The organism is Allorhizobium ampelinum S4, assembly GCF_000016285.1.
GTDB classification, from domain to species: Bacteria; Pseudomonadota; Alphaproteobacteria; order Rhizobiales; family Rhizobiaceae; genus Allorhizobium; species Allorhizobium ampelinum.
On record NC_011984.1, the window covers coordinates 144,844 to 159,328 of the forward strand.

Here is a 14,485-nt window from a genome sequence, read left to right on the forward strand (position 1 = left end):
GTCAAGCCTCGCCAGGCCCGCCTTCATCCGCGCGAGGCGCGAGCGTCGCGGACGGCTCTCTACCGGTCCGGCTGTCTCCGGCTTGTCTCTTTCCGGTCGCCGAGCCCTTGCCTCCGCGAAACCGTTTGGCAACTTCCTCGAAGGCTGCCTGAAGCTCGGCCTCCTCGATCTCGATTTCCCCAAGCCCAGCCTTTAGCGCGATCCGCCCGATGCGCTCGGCCTCGCGTGTCTCGGCCTGTTTCAGCTGGTCCTGCAATCTGGCGATTTCTTCCCTGATCTTCGATGACGGCTTCTTCATTCCGGTTGGTTCTCCTTGAGATTCTGGCGTTGCACTCGCGACGCCAGAATTCCTCCGGATGTCATGAATGGGAATGTGCAGATCTGCACATCGGCAGATCGCACGCTTTGGTGGATGATCCCGGCCGTTCCGAAGGAGCGGCTTCCAAGGGCGCAATTATACGTCGCTGGCGCGACGTCTTGCTCAGACGCCCGGTATGGCCTGGCCGTTCCCGACGAACGAGGTTCGAACCGGGAGCTTTTATCGCCGTGGCCATCGCCCACTTCTCAGCCAGCATCATCAGCCGCGGCGACGGCCGCAGCGTGGTGCTGTCTGCGGCCTACCGGCACTGCGCGAAGATGGAATACGAGCGTGAAGCCAGCACCATCGACTACACGCGCAAGCAGGGTTTGCTGCATGAGGAGTTCATGCTTCCTGCCGATGCCCCGAAATGGGCGAAAGCGCTCATTGCGGATCGCTCTGTTTCCGGCGCCGTCGAAGCCTTCTGGAACAAGGTCGAGGCTTTCGAAAAACGCTCCGACGCGCAGCTGGCCCGCGACCTGACGATTGCACTGCCGCTGGAGCTTACACCCGAGCAGAACATCGCCCTGGTCCGTGATTTCGTGGAGAAACATATCCTGGGGAAGGGCATGGTCGCCGACTGGGTCTATCACGACAATCCCGGCAATCCGCACATCCACCTGATGACCACATTGCGGCCGCTGACCGAGGACGGATTCGGGGCCAAGAAGGTAGCGGTCATTGGTGAGGACGGCCAGCTGGTTCGCACGAAATCCGGCAAAATCCTCTACGAACTCTGGGCCGGTTCGACGGACGATTTCAACGCCCTGCGCGACGGCTGGTTCGAACGGCTGAACCACCATCTGGCCCTCGGCGGCATCGATCTCAGGATCGATGGCCGTTCCTACAAAAAGCAGGCCATCGAGCTCGAGCCGACCATTCATCTAGGCGTAGGCGCCAAGGCAATCGCGCGGAAAGCGGAACAACAGGGTGTTCGGCCGGAGCTCGAAAGGATCGAACTGAACGAAGAACGCCGCTCGGAAAACACCCGCCGCATCCTCAAAAATCCAGCCATCGTGCTCGACCTGATCATGCGGGAAAAGAGCGTCTTCGATGAACGCGATGTCGCGAAAGTGCTGCACCGCTATGTCGACGATCCCGCCGTCTTCCAGCAGCTGATGTTGCGCATCATCCTGAATCCGGAGGTGCTACGGCTGCAGCGCGACACGATCGAGTTCGCGACCGGAGAGAAAGTGCCGGCGCGCTATTCGACACGGGCGATGATCCGGCTGGAAGCGACGATGGCGCGACAGGCGATGTGGCTGTCGGACAAGGAAACGCATGCCGTTTCCACGGTGGTGCTCGCAGCGACGTTTGGGCGGCATGGGCGGCTGTCGGAGGAACAGAAAGCAGCCATCGAGTGCATCGCCGGTCCGGCCCGCATCGCCGCGGTCGTCGGACGCGCGGGTGCTGGTAAGACCACGATGATGAAGGCGGCGCGGGAGGCGTGGGAGCTGGCCGGATATCGTGTCGTCGGTGGCGCGCTCGCCGGCAAAGCGGCGGAAGGTCTGGAGAAGGAAGCCGGCATCGAGAGCCGCACGCTCTCCTCCTGGGAGCTGCGCTGGAACCGCGGTCGTGACGTGCTCGACAATAAAACCGTCTTCGTCATGGACGAGGCCGGCATGGTGGCCTCGAAACAGATGGCGGGCTTTGTCGATGCCGTCGTCAGGGCAGGGGCAAAGATCGTGCTAGTCGGCGATCCCGAGCAGCTTCAGCCGATCGAAGCGGGGGCCGCTTTCCGCGCCATTGTCGATCGGATTGGTTACGCTGAACTCGAAACGATCTATCGCCAGCGCGAGGACTGGATGCGCAAGGCGTCGCTCGATCTGGCGCGCGGCAATGTCGAGAAGGCGTTGGCGCTCTACAATGCCAATGCGAGAATTGTTGGCGAACGTCTGAAGGCGGAAGCGGTTGAGCGCCTGATCGCCGACTGGAACCGTGGTTACGATCAGACGAAGACGACATTGATCCTCGCCCATCTGCGCCGCGACGTGCGCATGCTCAACGTCATGGCGCGCGAGAAGCTGGTCGAGCGCGGCATCGTCGGCGAGGGCCACGTCTTCAGAACGGCTGACGGCGAACGCCGTTACGACGCAGGCGATCAGATCGTCTTCCTGAAGAATGAGACCTCACTTGGGGTCAAGAACGGCATGATCGGCCATGTCGTTGAGGCTGAGCCGAACCGCATCGTTGCGGTGGTCGGGGATCGGGATCATCGGCGGCATGTTGTGGTCGAACAACGCTTCTACAGCAATCTCGATCACGGCTATGCGACGACCATCCACAAGTCTCAGGGCGCCACTGTCGACAGGGTCAAGGTGCTGGCCTCTCTCTCGCTCGATCGGCATCTGACCTATGTCGCGATGACCCGCCATCGCGAGGATCTTCAGCTCTATTACGGGCGCCGTTCCTTCGCCTTCAACGGTGGCCTAGCCAAGGTTCTTTCCCGAAAGAACGCCAAGGAGACGACGCTCGATTACGAGCGCGGCAAACTCTACCGCGAGGCCCTCCGCTTTGCCGAAAACCGTGGCCTGCACATCATGCAGGTGGCTCGAACAATGCTGCGCGACCGGCTCGACTGGACGCTGCGCCAAAAAACAAAGGTTTCCGATCTCGTTCATAGGCTTCGTGCGCTCGGTGAGCGCCTCGGCCTCGACCAATCCCCAAAAACCCAAACGATGAAGGAGGCCGCGCCCATGGTCGCAGGCATCAAGACATTCTCCGGCTCTGTTGCCGATACGGTCGGTGACAAGCTCGGCGCCGATCCCACGCTGAAGCAGCAATGGGAGGAGGTGTCGGTGCGCTTCCGCTACGTCTTCGCCGATCCCGAAACCGCCTTCCGCGCCATCAACTTCGATACGGTTCTGGCAGATAAGGAGGCAGCGAAAGCGGTCTTGCAGAAGCTTGAGGCGGAGCCGGCATCGATCGGGGCGCTGAAGGGCAAGACCGGTATTCTGGCCAGCAAGACGGAGCGCGAGGCGCGCCGCGTCGCAGAGGTCAATGTTCCCGCCCTGAAGCGCGATCTGGAGCAATATCTGCGGATGCGCGAGACCGCGACGCTGCGGATAGTGACCGAAGAACAAGCCCTGCGCCAGCGCGTCTCGGTCGACATCCCGGCGCTCTCGCCGGCCGCACGCGTGGTGCTTGAGCGCGTGCGCGACGCGATCGACCGGAACGATCTGCCGGCGGCCCTTGGATATGCGCTCAGCAATCGCGAGACCAAGCTCGAAATCGACGGGTTCAACCAGGCTGTTACCGAACGCTTCGGCGAGCGGACCCTGCTGAGCAACGTGGCGCGTGAGCCGTCCGGAAAGCTGTACGAAAAGCTTGCCGAGGGGATGAAGCCCGAGCAGAAAGAGCAGTTGAAGCAAGCCTGGCCGATCATGCGCACGGCCCAGCAGCTCGCCGCCCACGAACGCACCGTGCAGTCGCTGAAACAGGCCGAGGAATTGCGGCAGACGTTGCGCCAGGCACCGGTGCTGAAACAATGAGCAAACGCGTTGTCATCCGGTTTCTCGGTGTCGCGGGCCTCGTCTTGAGCGGCGCCACCGTCATGGGGCTCATCGGTGGTTATCGACTGAACGTCACGCCGAGCGAACCCCTTGGGCTCTGGCGTGTGGAAAAGCTCCGACGCCCGGTTCAGGCCGGCGATCTGGTGTTTGTCTGCCCGCCGCAAAACGCCTTCTTCGAGGAAGCGTGGCTACGCGGCTATCTCCGGTCCGGGCTCTGCCCAGGTTGGTTCGCGCCGCTCATAAAGTCCGTTCTGGCGCTTCCCGGTCAGCGCGTCGAAATCACTGACCGGATTGTCGTCGACGGTCATCCCGTATCGGCTTCCACTGTCAGCGCGACGGACAGTGAGGGCAGGGCGATCGCGCCCTTCGCCGGCGGCGTCGTGCCACCAGGATTTCTAGTTCTCCATTCTTCCTTTGCGAGTTCCTATGACTCACGATACTTCGGCCCGATCCCGGACAGCGGTCTTCTCGGCCTGGCGAAACCGGTGTTCACCTTCGACCGGTGATCATCGGCAGGCCTGTTTGCTGATCGCCCTGTCCGTCGCCAGCGGTTGGATCGGCTGGAGCGGAAACGTGCTCACTATCCCGGTGGCGATGCTCTTTCCAGCACTCTGGGCACATTCAACATCCCGGACGACAGCGGCCCTTGTTTCGGCAGGATACTTCCTTGCCGCCTCGCGCGGCCTGCCGCTAGGCGTCGCGAACTTCTACGCAGCGGATATGTGGCCCGGCCTCCTGCTTTGGCTGGGGGCCTCGCTCTCCTTCATCTTGGTGCATGCGGTGGCCTGGGCAAAGCAACCGAACCTGAACCGGGCGGAAGGGCAACCGGGAGAGAGGCGCCTGGCAAGGTGGGTCGCGGATATCCCGCTTGCGGAAAAGGGGCTGGCCATGCGCTATCTTGTGGCTTCGCTGCTGATGGCGCTGCCGCCGTTCGGTATCATGGGGTGGGCGCATCCACTGACGGCGGCGGGCGTGCTGTTTCCGGGATGGGGATGGTGGGGCCTCGGCGCGACCGCGTGTCTGCTGGTCATCATGACCGGTCGAAGGTGGCAACTCGCGGTCGCAGTCCTGGGAGGACTTTACGTCTGGTCCGCCACAACCTGGACGCCCCCGAAAGTACCAGACAGATGGACAGGCGTCGATCTTCAGCATGGCGAAAACCTCGGTCGCGATAACTCCCTCGACCATCACCGTGATCTGATCGCAACGGTGCGTGCGGCGGCAGGACCGGGAACCCGTTTCGTGGTTCTTCCCGAAAGCGCACTCGGCTTCTGGACACCGACCGTCGCGCAGCTCTGGCAGCAGGGCTTGCGAGGCTCGAACCTCATCGTAATGGCTGGCGCAGCCGTCATCGATGCCGGTGGTTACGACAACGTCATCGTGGCGATCTCGGCCGGTGAGGCACAGATCCTCTATCGCGAGCGCATGCCGGTCCCGGTCTCCATGTGGCAGCCGTGGCGCAAGTGGACGGCGCAGGGCGGCGGCGCTCGAGCGCACTTCTTCGCGAACCCGGTCGTGGATCTCGCGGGCACGAGGATCGCGCCGCTGATCTGCTACGAGCAATTCGTCCTGTGGCCGGCGCCGCAATCGATGCTGCAGTCCCCCGACGTCATCGTGGCGATCGGCAACGGCTGGTGGACCGCGGGAACGTCGATCGTCGCCATCCAGCAGGCGAGCGCCGTCGCCTGGGCTAAACTCTTCAACCGTCCACTGGTGACGGCCTTCAACACTTGAGCACAGGAGATACCGGCATGGTCGACGTCGCCCTCATTCAGCAATGCGCCGATCCGGGCCTGAAGCCCGCCGTCGTCGAACAGTTCATCGAGCGGGCAGGGTCGCAGAATCCGCTGGCTGTTACGGTCCGCTCGGGCAACCGTGTCGTGCTCGTCCCGAAGCCCGCGACGGCGGACGAGGCAATGAACCTCATCGGCCAGCATGTCGGCCGAAACGTCGTGCGCGTCGGTGTCACGCAATATCCGGCCGGGCTCGGTGTCGTGGAAGCCGGCCAGCTAAAATCCGACCTTGTCGATGTCTGCGCCAATCTTCGGATGGGAACCGCTCTGTTCGCGAAGGTCTATCGCATCGTCACCAAATGGTACGGCAATCCGACCGACAAGGACGTGCTGCCGCAGGTGTTCGACGATGCGATCATTGCCTGGCAGACCGGGTACTTCGAGGGGACAGCCGTGTTCCGGGCGGAAGATCCGGGTGATGTAAAGGTCGCCCAGCCGGAGCCGGTCCGGCGGGATGGCGCCGACACACAAGCTGGCCTTCCGGAAAATGAAGCCAAACCCGAAGCGCCAGCCGAGGCTGCTGCATCCGATCCGAACACAGCAGGGATCAGAATCGACCTTTCCGGCATTGGCGCAAAACGTTAAGTCCAAGTATATGCAGATCTGCAGAGCGATTGTTATTCCATCGCCCTAGCGAAAACAGCATTTCCCCGTTATAAGAAGCGGTAGGGCAGTACGCGCTGCCCGGGGTGTGGAAACCTCTATCTGGCGGTTGATGCTGGCCGATGCAGTATCAGAATCCTCTGGCCATTGGCCGGTGGGCCTGCGACGTATGTCCAGGTGCTCCGGTGCTAAAGGTCGCAGGACTGTCCAGATACAGTTTCCAACCCCCGGCTTGGGATCAGAAGATTAACGTTTGCGGGGGCGCACCGCGGACGATATTCAGGGTTGGATCACATTGGATTTGAAAGTTGCTTCAGTGCCGGACACATGTGAACTGCGCCCGGTGATCGGGCTGACGCGCGGCCTCGCCACGGCAGACGTCGAGACGCTGACGGTCAATGCCATCCAGCTGCACAGGCAGCTCGTCGAGAAGGCGGATCAACTGTTCCAGGCTTTGCCGGACGACAACAGGACAGGAAAAGCCAATGGCGGCGTTCAGCATCTCGAATACATCGAAGCAATGATCGAGATGCATGCACAGATGAGCGCGGTCAACGCGCTCGTGGGGGTTCTCGGGTACATTCCCAAGATGGCCGCGAACTGATCCGTTTTTTGGTCAAGCCTGATGCGCCAACAGATCGAGTGGAGTCGGCCACAGGTCTCTCAGATCAGCTTTCTACGAATTGCGAGCGCGGTAAGATGGGCCTTGCTCCGGACGTCGAAGCGCTTCATAGCCTCGCGGAGCTTAACACGGACGCTATTGTATTTGATGCCCTCCACGTCAGCGATTTCCTCCATCGTCATTCCGACAGCGATCCATCTGAGATAGGTCGCCTCTTTAGGATCGAGCCAGGCCGCATCTTCCACGGTCGGAGTTGTTTGAAGGAACGAGATGCGGGCATGGAGTTGTCCGACGGCAGCAGCCGCTGCGACCGCGTCTATCTCACGGTCGAGATCGATCGCTGGCTTCTCGGAAGCTAAAGTGAACATCGACATAGAGCCGTTGGCGGTCTTGATTGGAACGGTGACCCCGGAGCGGATACCGAAATCGGCAGCATGCGCATAGAAGGCACGCTCTTCCTTCGATTGCCTCGCGCGATCCTGTTCGCCGGACCACGCAAAAACTTGCTTTCTGGATTTCGCGCGTTTGACGACTGGATCGAGCTTATCGAAGTGCTTGTCGAAATACGTCGATCGCCACTCGCGATGATAATTGGTAACTGCAATGGTATGCTTGTGCTGGATGTGGAGATAGGCGTAGCCGGTGAAGCCGAAATGTTGGGTGAGGTCGGCAAGGCCCTGCGTTAGGATGCTTTCGTCGCCTTGTATGGCCGCAAGATCGGTCAGCCTGTCCAGCCAGTGCTGCATTTTTTCACTCCGTTTTGGTGATCAGGTGGAACAGGTCACGTGAGCCCCTCAACGGTTTTATCATATCTGCCCAAAAGCAATCCTAGATTGTGTAATGCAACGTATGGGACAACTGAATCAAGCCGCCGTTCATTTTGTGTGAGTTTTGGAAGCATTGGGGGCGACTGCTTGAGCCATCTCTGGTAGACCCCCTGAACGACCTCAAATCTCCCGAGGGGCGGATTTTTAGGGTAAAGTCGGAGCGGCGGTCCCGCGGAAATGCAATAAGACATAGACACCACCCCGTCTAATTAACCCCATGACATCAGAGGCTCTATTATCGCTTCAAGCGAAGCGCCCGGTTTGGCCGTTATCGATCCTGAACACATCGCAACGGCCGCGAAGTGTTAACGGGCGGCGTTGAGCCTTAGCACTTCAACATACATAGCTTGGCTCGGCATGATGTTTGCGACATTGATGCTTCCTCCGAACGTCGAGAAGTAACGTGTCAGGTCTTCCTTCCAGCGAGTCGGCCCTTCCTTTGGAGAGGTCACTTCGAAAATGAGCTTATCGAGCCCGAACCGGTCGATGACCTTGCCTATCTCATCTTTCATACGCTCTTCCTGGAACTCCAGTTCTTCGTGATCGATCAGGATGGCGAACGCGCCGTCGTCGATGAACGGCGCCGCATTGCGGATGATCTCCTCACCTGTGGAAGCCACGTCCTTGGCCGTATCGCGCCAGTTTCGTTCCGGGTGAAATTCGAACAAGAACTTCATTTCATTTTCTACCGCGACGCGGCGCCAGGACTTCCATGTCGCCTCAGGCACATCGCCGAAGGTGTTCATAAATTCGATCGCCTTGAAGCCGCGTGTGCGTCCTGCCTCAATCGCCTTCTCGACGCTGCCTTGCTGGTATGCGTAGTGGAAATAGCTGTGGTCAAGGTAGGGCTCCACTCCGAAGCGCTGGTAAAGTTCGACCTTGCGTCGAACCCATGCCTCTGGGTGCTCGATAACCTGCCGGGTCGCGACCTTGACATAGTCCAGGCGCTCGCCGGCGACTGAAAGGAAATCCTCCAGTTCGATCAGACCCATACGTTCGACATAGTAAGGCGCCTCGTCAAAGCCGACGTCCTTCAACCAGGTCTGGTGGAGGCCGCGGGGTTTTAGTTCAAACGTTGGGACTGGAAAAGCTTCTGCCATTGATACTGGTTCCAGGGTCATCTTGATGCCTTCCTTTTTAGAATGCGTTGCTTTGCTGTTGTTAGAGATGCGGTTCACAGGCGGTCCCCCGCTCTGTTAAAAAGCGAGACCTTGGACAGGTCCGGGGAAAGGCGCACCGCGCCTGTAGTGAGAGATTGGAGGCTTTCGTCGCCCTTGATGGCAAATTGCTCGCCGGCGACTTTCGCCCAGACTACGGTCTCGCCTCCCATTGGTTCAATGAGGTCAATCTCCCCGTTGAAGCCGGGAATGTCGGTCGCACAACCGACCGTGACGTGCTCCGGACGGAAGCCGAAAACGACGCTCTCGCCGACGAGCAGAGTCCCGTTGGCCTGATAACAATCGATCGGAAGTAAAATCTCCCCTGAAAGAAAAACCGGCTTTCCACCATGCATCTCGATGCTCCCGTCGAGGAAATTCATGGTCGGCGAGCCGATGAAAGATGCGACAAACCTGTTGGCCGGTCTGCGGTAAATCTCGGAGGGAGTGTCCAACTGCTGGATGACGCCACCCTTCATAACCGCGATGCGATCCGCCAGCGTCAAAGCTTCAACTTGGTCGTGAGTGACGTAGATGATGGTGCTTTTCAGGTTTTGATGCAGGCGCTTGATTTCGACCCGCAGTTCGCTCCTCAACTTGGCGTCGAGATTCGAAAGCGGCTCGTCGAACAGAAAGACGTCGACTTTCCGGATGATGGCGCGTCCGATGGCAACGCGCTGGCGCTGGCCACCGGACAGGTTAGCCGGACGGCGATCGAGATAGTCCCCGATCTGCAAAAATCGCGCCGTTTCCGCGACACGCTGCGCGATCTCCGGCTTCGAAACGCCAGCGATCCGAAGCCCGTACGATAGATTGCCGCGCACTGTCATGTTCGGATAGAGCGCGTAGGACTGGAAGACCATGGCAAGGCCACGCTCATTTGGTTCCGCGTCGGTGACGTCCCTGCCACCGATTGAGATCAAGCCGCCCGAAACGTCAGTCAAGCCTGCGATCGCGTTGAGCAGGGTACTCTTGCCGCATCCGGAAGGACCAAGAAGGACGACAAACTCGCCGTCTTTGACATCGAGTTGCAGGTTCTCCAGCACCTTCACCGCGCCGTAACCAATGTCGAGATCGCATACAGAAATATTGGACATAATCAGCCTTTCAGCGCGCCAGCAGCGACACCGCGGACGAACCATTTGCCTGAGAGAAAATAGACGGCGAGCGGAACCAGAGCGGTGATGAGTGTGGCCGCCATGTCGAGGTTGTACTGTTTTGCCCCGAACTCGCTGTTGACGATGTTGTTCAGTTGCACAGTCATCGGGAGGTTGCTGCTGCCCGCAAAAATCAGCCCGAGCTGAAAGTCGTTCCAGATGCTTGTGACCTGAAAAATCACGGCAACGATGAGAATCGGCATTGAGAGGGGCAACATGATCGTCACGAAGATCCGCCAGAAGCCGGCGCCGTCGATGCGCGCGGCCTTATAGAGTTCGATAGGCAGCCCGACAAAATAGTTGCGGAAAATCAAGGTCAGTGAAGGGAGGCCGAAAATCGTGTGGATCAACACTATGCCGGGCAGCGTCCCAAACAGGCCGACTGATGCGTACATTCGGACCAAAGGGTACATGTAGACTTGATAGGGAACGAAAGCCCCGGTCATCAAGCACGCGAAAACCAGGTTGGCCCCCCGGAAATTCCAGAATGAAAGGACGTAGCCGTTGACGCTGCCGATGGCGACGGACAGGACAACGGACGGAATGAGAATTTTGACCGAATTCCAGAACCCGACCTGCATGCCTTGGCAATTGAGGCCGGTGCAGGCCGAACTCCATGCACGGGACCAGGTCTCAAGCGAAGGGTCTACCGGCAGGGAAAAGATCATGCCCGAATTGATTTCGGGTAAAGACTTGAGAGACGTTGTCACCATAACGAACAATGGCAGGGCGAAGAAGATCGCGGCCATCACGAGGAATGCGTAAAGTCCCACCCTCTTGACTGAGAACGGCTTTCCGCGGCGGACGTGCGAGCCACTCATCGGCCACTCCTCTGCAGTTTCTTGAATCTGGCGTAGTACAGCCACGGGGCGGCAATGATCCCGACGGTGAGCAGCATGACTGTTGCACCTGCGGTGGCGCGGCCGATGTTGGCCCGGTCGAACATGTAGTCGAGGACGAATTTCGCTGGTACTTCGGTGGCAATACCGGGGCCACCGCCCGTCATTGCCACGACGACGTCGTAACTCTTGATCGAACCGGCCGAAAGCAGCACGAAGCAGGTGACGAAGATCGGCAGGAGCATGGGGGCGACGACGTCCTTATACATCCGCCATTTGGGAATCCCGTCGATCTGGCTCGCCTTCCAGATTTCGCTATCCACGCCGCGCAACCCGGCTAGAAGCAGCGCCATGACGAAGCCCGAGCCATGCCAGATGGCGGCGAAGGCAACCGCGAAAATGGCAAGATTACGGTCACCCAGAGGATCGAAACTGAACGAGGTCCACCCGAGTTTGTGAATGAAGTCCTGAATGCCGTATTGGGGGTTTAAGAGCCACTGCCAGACCAGACCGGTGACGATGAACGATACCGAGTGTGGAAACAAGAAAGCCGTCCGAAACACCCCTTCGGCCTTTACGCCCTGATCGATGCAAATCGCAAGGAAATAGCCGATGAAAAGGCACCCACCGATATAGGTCACGGCATAGAGGGCAAGGTTGGTAAGCGATGTAATCCATCGGCCAGCACCAAAGATGTCATGGTAGTTCTGCAATCCAACAAACGTATAGTCAGGAAGCAGTTTGGAGGCGGTGAACGAAATGACCACCGTCCAGGTGATACACCCGACGTAGACGACGAGAACTGCTAGCATCGTTGGGCTGAATGCCAGCTTCGCTGAAAGCTTCTTCATGCAATATCCTTTTCATGTCCGGCTGAAACTGGCCGGACACCGGATTGCCTTTATGGGAAAATCAGGCTCGTCACTGAAGCAGGTCGGAGAACTGCTCGGCGCCCTCTTCTGGCGACATCGTGGATCCGAAGAACTCCACAAGCATGTCCTCGATCTCCCCCTCGACATCCGAGGGGATAACCATCCGGGGACGAGGTGACCGTGTCTCGGGGCTGGAGGCGGCTTTCAATGCTGCTTGCGAGCAGACATCGAAGTCGGCCGGATTGACGTCCGTTCTGGCAGGGATGGACCCTTTCAGGAGGCTGAATTCTGTCTGGGCCTTCACGTCGGCAAAGGCTTGAATAAGCTTATCTTGGGCCGGAGAAATTGCATCGCCTTTTTTGGGGAAGATGATGACGTCCCCACCCATGATGACAGTGCCTTTGGGCAGCATGCAGCCATATTCCTTACCCGCCGTCAGTTTGTTCGAAATGAACTCTGCCTTGGCCCAGTCGCCGACGACCTGGAAGCCGGCTTGCCCATTGATCAGCATCTGCGTCGCTTGGTTCCAGCTACGGCCTGACCAGTTACTGTCTGTGTAGTCACGGAGCTTCGCAAATGTCTGGAAGGTCTTCAGGATGCCTGCTTCATCAACGGTGGGATCTCGCTTGGTGAAAAGACGATTGTAGTGTTCAGTCCCGAGATAGTCAGCCAAAATCGAGTAGAAGACGAGCCCAATATAGCCGTCTCCGCCTACCGCCAAAGGAACAAGACCCTTGCCTTTAAGGGTTTCCATCGCAGCCAGCATCCCATCCCAGTCAACAGGAGGGCGGCTGATCCCAGCGTCGGCCAGAACCTTGTTGCTGTAGAAGACGAAGTTGACGCCGGACATGTTGACCGGTAGCGCATAGATTTCGCCGTCGCGCTTGGCGACGTTGAGAAGCGCTTCAGGTATTACCTTCTCCCAATTGCCTTTTGCCGCGTAACTTTGAAGGCTGTTGAGCTTGCCCGAGCTGACCAGATCATAGAACTGCGTGCTGGTATTAAATTGTGCAGCATCCGGTGGACTTCCTGCGATTATGCGAGCCACGGCAGCACTTCGCGAGTTATTGCCGCCAGCCGTGGCGATATCGATCCACTTGCCCCCTGCGGCATTAAACGCATCGGCGAATTTCGCAATCGCGGCCGCCTCCCCTTCCGAAGTCCATGAATGCATGACTTCGGCAGCATCCTGAGCTCGACCAGTCGTTCCCATCGAAAGCGCTGCGACCGTCGCCGCGGCAAAAGCTATACCAATCTTGGCCATTTCATACACCTCCCTGTGTATTAACTGTAGTGTATCTATCATTACACGGTTTTTGTGTCAACTAGCCTCCGGGCTTGCGGGGATTGCATGAATTAATACACTTTGATACCGTATCAAACATGAGCGATGATGCAGTGTACACTCACCTCCACAATCTAGCCGGGACAGCGTTTTCCGGAGACAAAGTCCCGTCCGTCAGACAGTTGATGAAGCAGTTCAATCGCTCCCAACTGGTGATCGAGCGAGCGTTGGCGCGACTGAAAGCGGAGAGATTGATCCAGGCGGAGGGCGGACGCGGAACCTTTTTTGTGGGGCGGTCGCAAAAGCCAACACGTGCGACCGCGTCTTCAGTAGGACGATCCATTCTGATTCTCAGACGATCGGTCAGCATCAGACAGGGTCAGGTCGTGCTTGAAGATCTGCGTGAGCAGCTCACCGCCGAAGGTCACCGACTGCTTGAGGTGTCATACACGGACGCAGAGCATGCGAGAACCGTATTAAAGACGATGCCCAAGTTCGACACCTGCATTATCCAAAACTCCTTTGAGCCGGTTTCGATTGATACGTTGGCAGCGATCAAGCACAAAGCCGACAGTATTGTTTTCCATGGCCTTGGGATCACAGGCTCGGAAGTAGATTGCGTCGGCCATGAATGGGGGGGCGCGATCAGCCAAGCCCTAAGGTTACTTGAAAAGTCCGGCCATGAATCGATTGCGTTTGCAACGACAGCTTTTCCAAATATAGCCAACGCGATGGGCAAGCGACGGTTTCATGAGTATTCTTCGTCCCGCGGCGTTGATCCAGCCCGGTTCCTGATAGAACTCTCCAAGCTTCCGCATGAAGACTACGAGGAGGGCCTCGCCAAAGAGATTGAGAGCCGGCGCGGCCGCGACGGCAAGCTCCCGTTCACTGCCCTGATCGCGTGGGGCGTCGAATCCGGGGCGCGCTTGCGCCGCCATCTCAACGACGGCGGAATTTCACTACCAGGGGATCTCGGCATTGTACTTCTCGGCCATCCCGACATGAGGCACGAACACGATGATTTTTTCTCCATTATCGGCCCGACCGCAGCTGCGCAAGCTAAAGGCCTTCACACGCTGATGCATCATCGTTGGCGCGAGCCGTCTGCCCCGTCGATGATCGTTTTCCTTGAGTCAGAAACGAACATCAGTCATTCCTCGATTCAACGAATAGGCTCGGCCAACAAAACGGATTAGGGTGACGACAACTGTCAAGTTGCTAAGCAGCCCGCCGCGCTTTGAGGGCGTCTCAAAAGACCGGGTTGGTGCGGCACTATAACTCCCCGTCGAATTGGAATTCGGACATCTTTCCTGCGTTGAAGTCGTTCGTCCCGGAAGGGGCCAGAATGGGCTGTGAACGGTTGTTAAGAAGTGCGGCTATTCGGTGCTGAGACAGTCGCAGAGGTTTTTTCGGCAGTGAGTTCGTTGTTCTGAGGCGGCCGGCCGCGTCGAGAAGTATCC

Annotated in this window: 13 protein-coding genes; 6 read left to right on the forward strand and 7 right to left on the reverse strand. The window is 58.6% G+C overall.

Annotated features, from left to right (window positions below; translation table 11 throughout):
* Position 1: 1 nt before the first annotated feature.
* Positions 2-298, reverse strand: coding sequence for a conjugal transfer protein TraC (gene traC, locus AVI_RS24145; protein WP_041699347.1), 297 nt, complete (start codon positions 296-298; stop codon positions 2-4).
* A gap of 248 nt (positions 299-546) precedes the next feature.
* On the opposite strand from traC, the gene traA reads away from it, so the two are divergent.
* From traA to AVI_RS24170, 5 genes are all read left to right on the forward strand, one after another.
* Positions 547-3,849, forward strand: coding sequence for a Ti-type conjugative transfer relaxase TraA (traA, locus tag AVI_RS24150; RefSeq protein ID WP_041699349.1), 3,303 nt, complete (start codon positions 547-549; stop codon positions 3,847-3,849).
* Positions 3,846-4,376: a conjugative transfer signal peptidase TraF gene (gene traF, locus AVI_RS24155; RefSeq protein ID WP_012650587.1), complete on the forward strand. Its 531-nt coding sequence runs from the start codon at positions 3,846-3,848 to the stop codon at positions 4,374-4,376. The genes traA and traF overlap by 4 nt, the downstream gene beginning before the upstream one ends.
* Before the next feature lie 16 nt (positions 4,377-4,392).
* Entirely contained in the window at positions 4,393-5,604 is a 1,212-nt protein-coding gene (locus AVI_RS24160; protein ID WP_012650588.1) for a conjugal transfer protein TraB, read from the forward strand.
* A 17-nt stretch (positions 5,605-5,621) separates the two neighbouring features.
* On the forward strand, positions 5,622-6,248 hold the full coding sequence (locus AVI_RS24165; protein WP_012650589.1) for a TraH family protein: 627 nt from the start codon (positions 5,622-5,624) through the stop codon (positions 6,246-6,248).
* A 313-nt stretch (positions 6,249-6,561) separates the two neighbouring features.
* Positions 6,562-6,870 carry a transcriptional repressor TraM gene (locus AVI_RS24170; protein ID WP_012650590.1) on the forward strand — a complete coding sequence of 103 codons (309 nt, stop codon included), beginning with the start codon at positions 6,562-6,564 and terminating at the stop codon, positions 6,868-6,870.
* A 59-nt stretch (positions 6,871-6,929) separates the two neighbouring features.
* On the opposite strand, the gene traR is transcribed toward AVI_RS24170, so the two are convergent.
* The 6 genes from traR to AVI_RS24200 all read right to left on the reverse strand — a co-directional run bounded on the left by traR (position 6,930) and on the right by AVI_RS24200 (position 13,004).
* A complete protein-coding gene (gene traR / locus AVI_RS24175; protein ID WP_012650591.1) occupies positions 6,930-7,634 on the reverse strand; it encodes an autoinducer-binding transcriptional regulator TraR in 705 nt (234 codons plus the stop codon).
* A gap of 386 nt (positions 7,635-8,020) precedes the next feature.
* Positions 8,021-8,893 carry a phosphosulfolactate synthase gene (locus AVI_RS24180; protein WP_139192262.1) on the reverse strand — a complete coding sequence of 291 codons (873 nt, stop codon included), beginning with the start codon at positions 8,891-8,893 and terminating at the stop codon, positions 8,021-8,023.
* Positions 8,890-9,969: an ABC transporter ATP-binding protein gene (locus tag AVI_RS24185; RefSeq protein WP_012650593.1), complete on the reverse strand. Its 1,080-nt coding sequence runs from the start codon at positions 9,967-9,969 to the stop codon at positions 8,890-8,892. The genes AVI_RS24180 and AVI_RS24185 overlap by 4 nt, the downstream gene beginning before the upstream one ends.
* A gap of 2 nt (positions 9,970-9,971) precedes the next feature.
* Positions 9,972-10,850 carry a carbohydrate ABC transporter permease gene (locus AVI_RS24190; RefSeq protein ID WP_012650594.1) on the reverse strand — a complete coding sequence of 293 codons (879 nt, stop codon included), beginning with the start codon at positions 10,848-10,850 and terminating at the stop codon, positions 9,972-9,974.
* Positions 10,847-11,719 (reverse strand): carbohydrate ABC transporter permease, encoded by an 873-nt coding sequence (locus AVI_RS24195; RefSeq protein ID WP_012650595.1) that lies wholly within the window; start codon positions 11,717-11,719, stop codon positions 10,847-10,849. The genes AVI_RS24190 and AVI_RS24195 overlap by 4 nt, the downstream gene beginning before the upstream one ends.
* A gap of 70 nt (positions 11,720-11,789) precedes the next feature.
* On the reverse strand, positions 11,790-13,004 hold the full coding sequence (locus AVI_RS24200) for an ABC transporter substrate-binding protein (RefSeq protein WP_041699351.1): 1,215 nt from the start codon (positions 13,002-13,004) through the stop codon (positions 11,790-11,792).
* Between the two features lie 119 nt (positions 13,005-13,123).
* Here AVI_RS24200 and AVI_RS24205 point away from each other — a divergent pair, with 119 nt between their 5' ends.
* Entirely contained in the window at positions 13,124-14,221 is a 1,098-nt protein-coding gene (locus tag AVI_RS24205; RefSeq protein ID WP_049777456.1) for a GntR family transcriptional regulator, read from the forward strand.
* The last annotated feature ends 264 nt before the right edge of the window (positions 14,222-14,485 follow it).

Excerpts from the sequence above, each read along its gene's own strand:
- traC (WP_041699347.1), bottom strand. The coding sequence starts at position 298 with ATGAAGAAGCCGTCATCGAAGATCAGGGAAGAAATCGCCAGATTGCAG.
- traF (WP_012650587.1), top strand. The coding sequence starts at position 3,846 with ATGAGCAAACGCGTTGTCATCCGGTTTCTCGGTGTCGCGGGCCTCGTC.
- AVI_RS24165 (WP_012650589.1), top strand. The coding sequence starts at position 5,622 with ATGGTCGACGTCGCCCTCATTCAGCAATGCGCCGATCCGGGCCTGAAG.
- traR (WP_012650591.1), bottom strand. The coding sequence starts at position 7,634 with ATGCAGCACTGGCTGGACAGGCTGACCGATCTTGCGGCCATACAAGGC.
- AVI_RS24185 (WP_012650593.1), bottom strand. The coding sequence starts at position 9,969 with ATGTCCAATATTTCTGTATGCGATCTCGACATTGGTTACGGCGCGGTG.
- AVI_RS24190 (WP_012650594.1), bottom strand. The coding sequence starts at position 10,850 with ATGAGTGGCTCGCACGTCCGCCGCGGAAAGCCGTTCTCAGTCAAGAGG.
- AVI_RS24195 (WP_012650595.1), bottom strand. The coding sequence starts at position 11,719 with ATGAAGAAGCTTTCAGCGAAGCTGGCATTCAGCCCAACGATGCTAGCA.
- AVI_RS24200 (WP_041699351.1), bottom strand. The coding sequence starts at position 13,004 with ATGGCCAAGATTGGTATAGCTTTTGCCGCGGCGACGGTCGCAGCGCTT.
- AVI_RS24205 (WP_049777456.1), top strand. The coding sequence starts at position 13,124 with ATGAGCGATGATGCAGTGTACACTCACCTCCACAATCTAGCCGGGACA.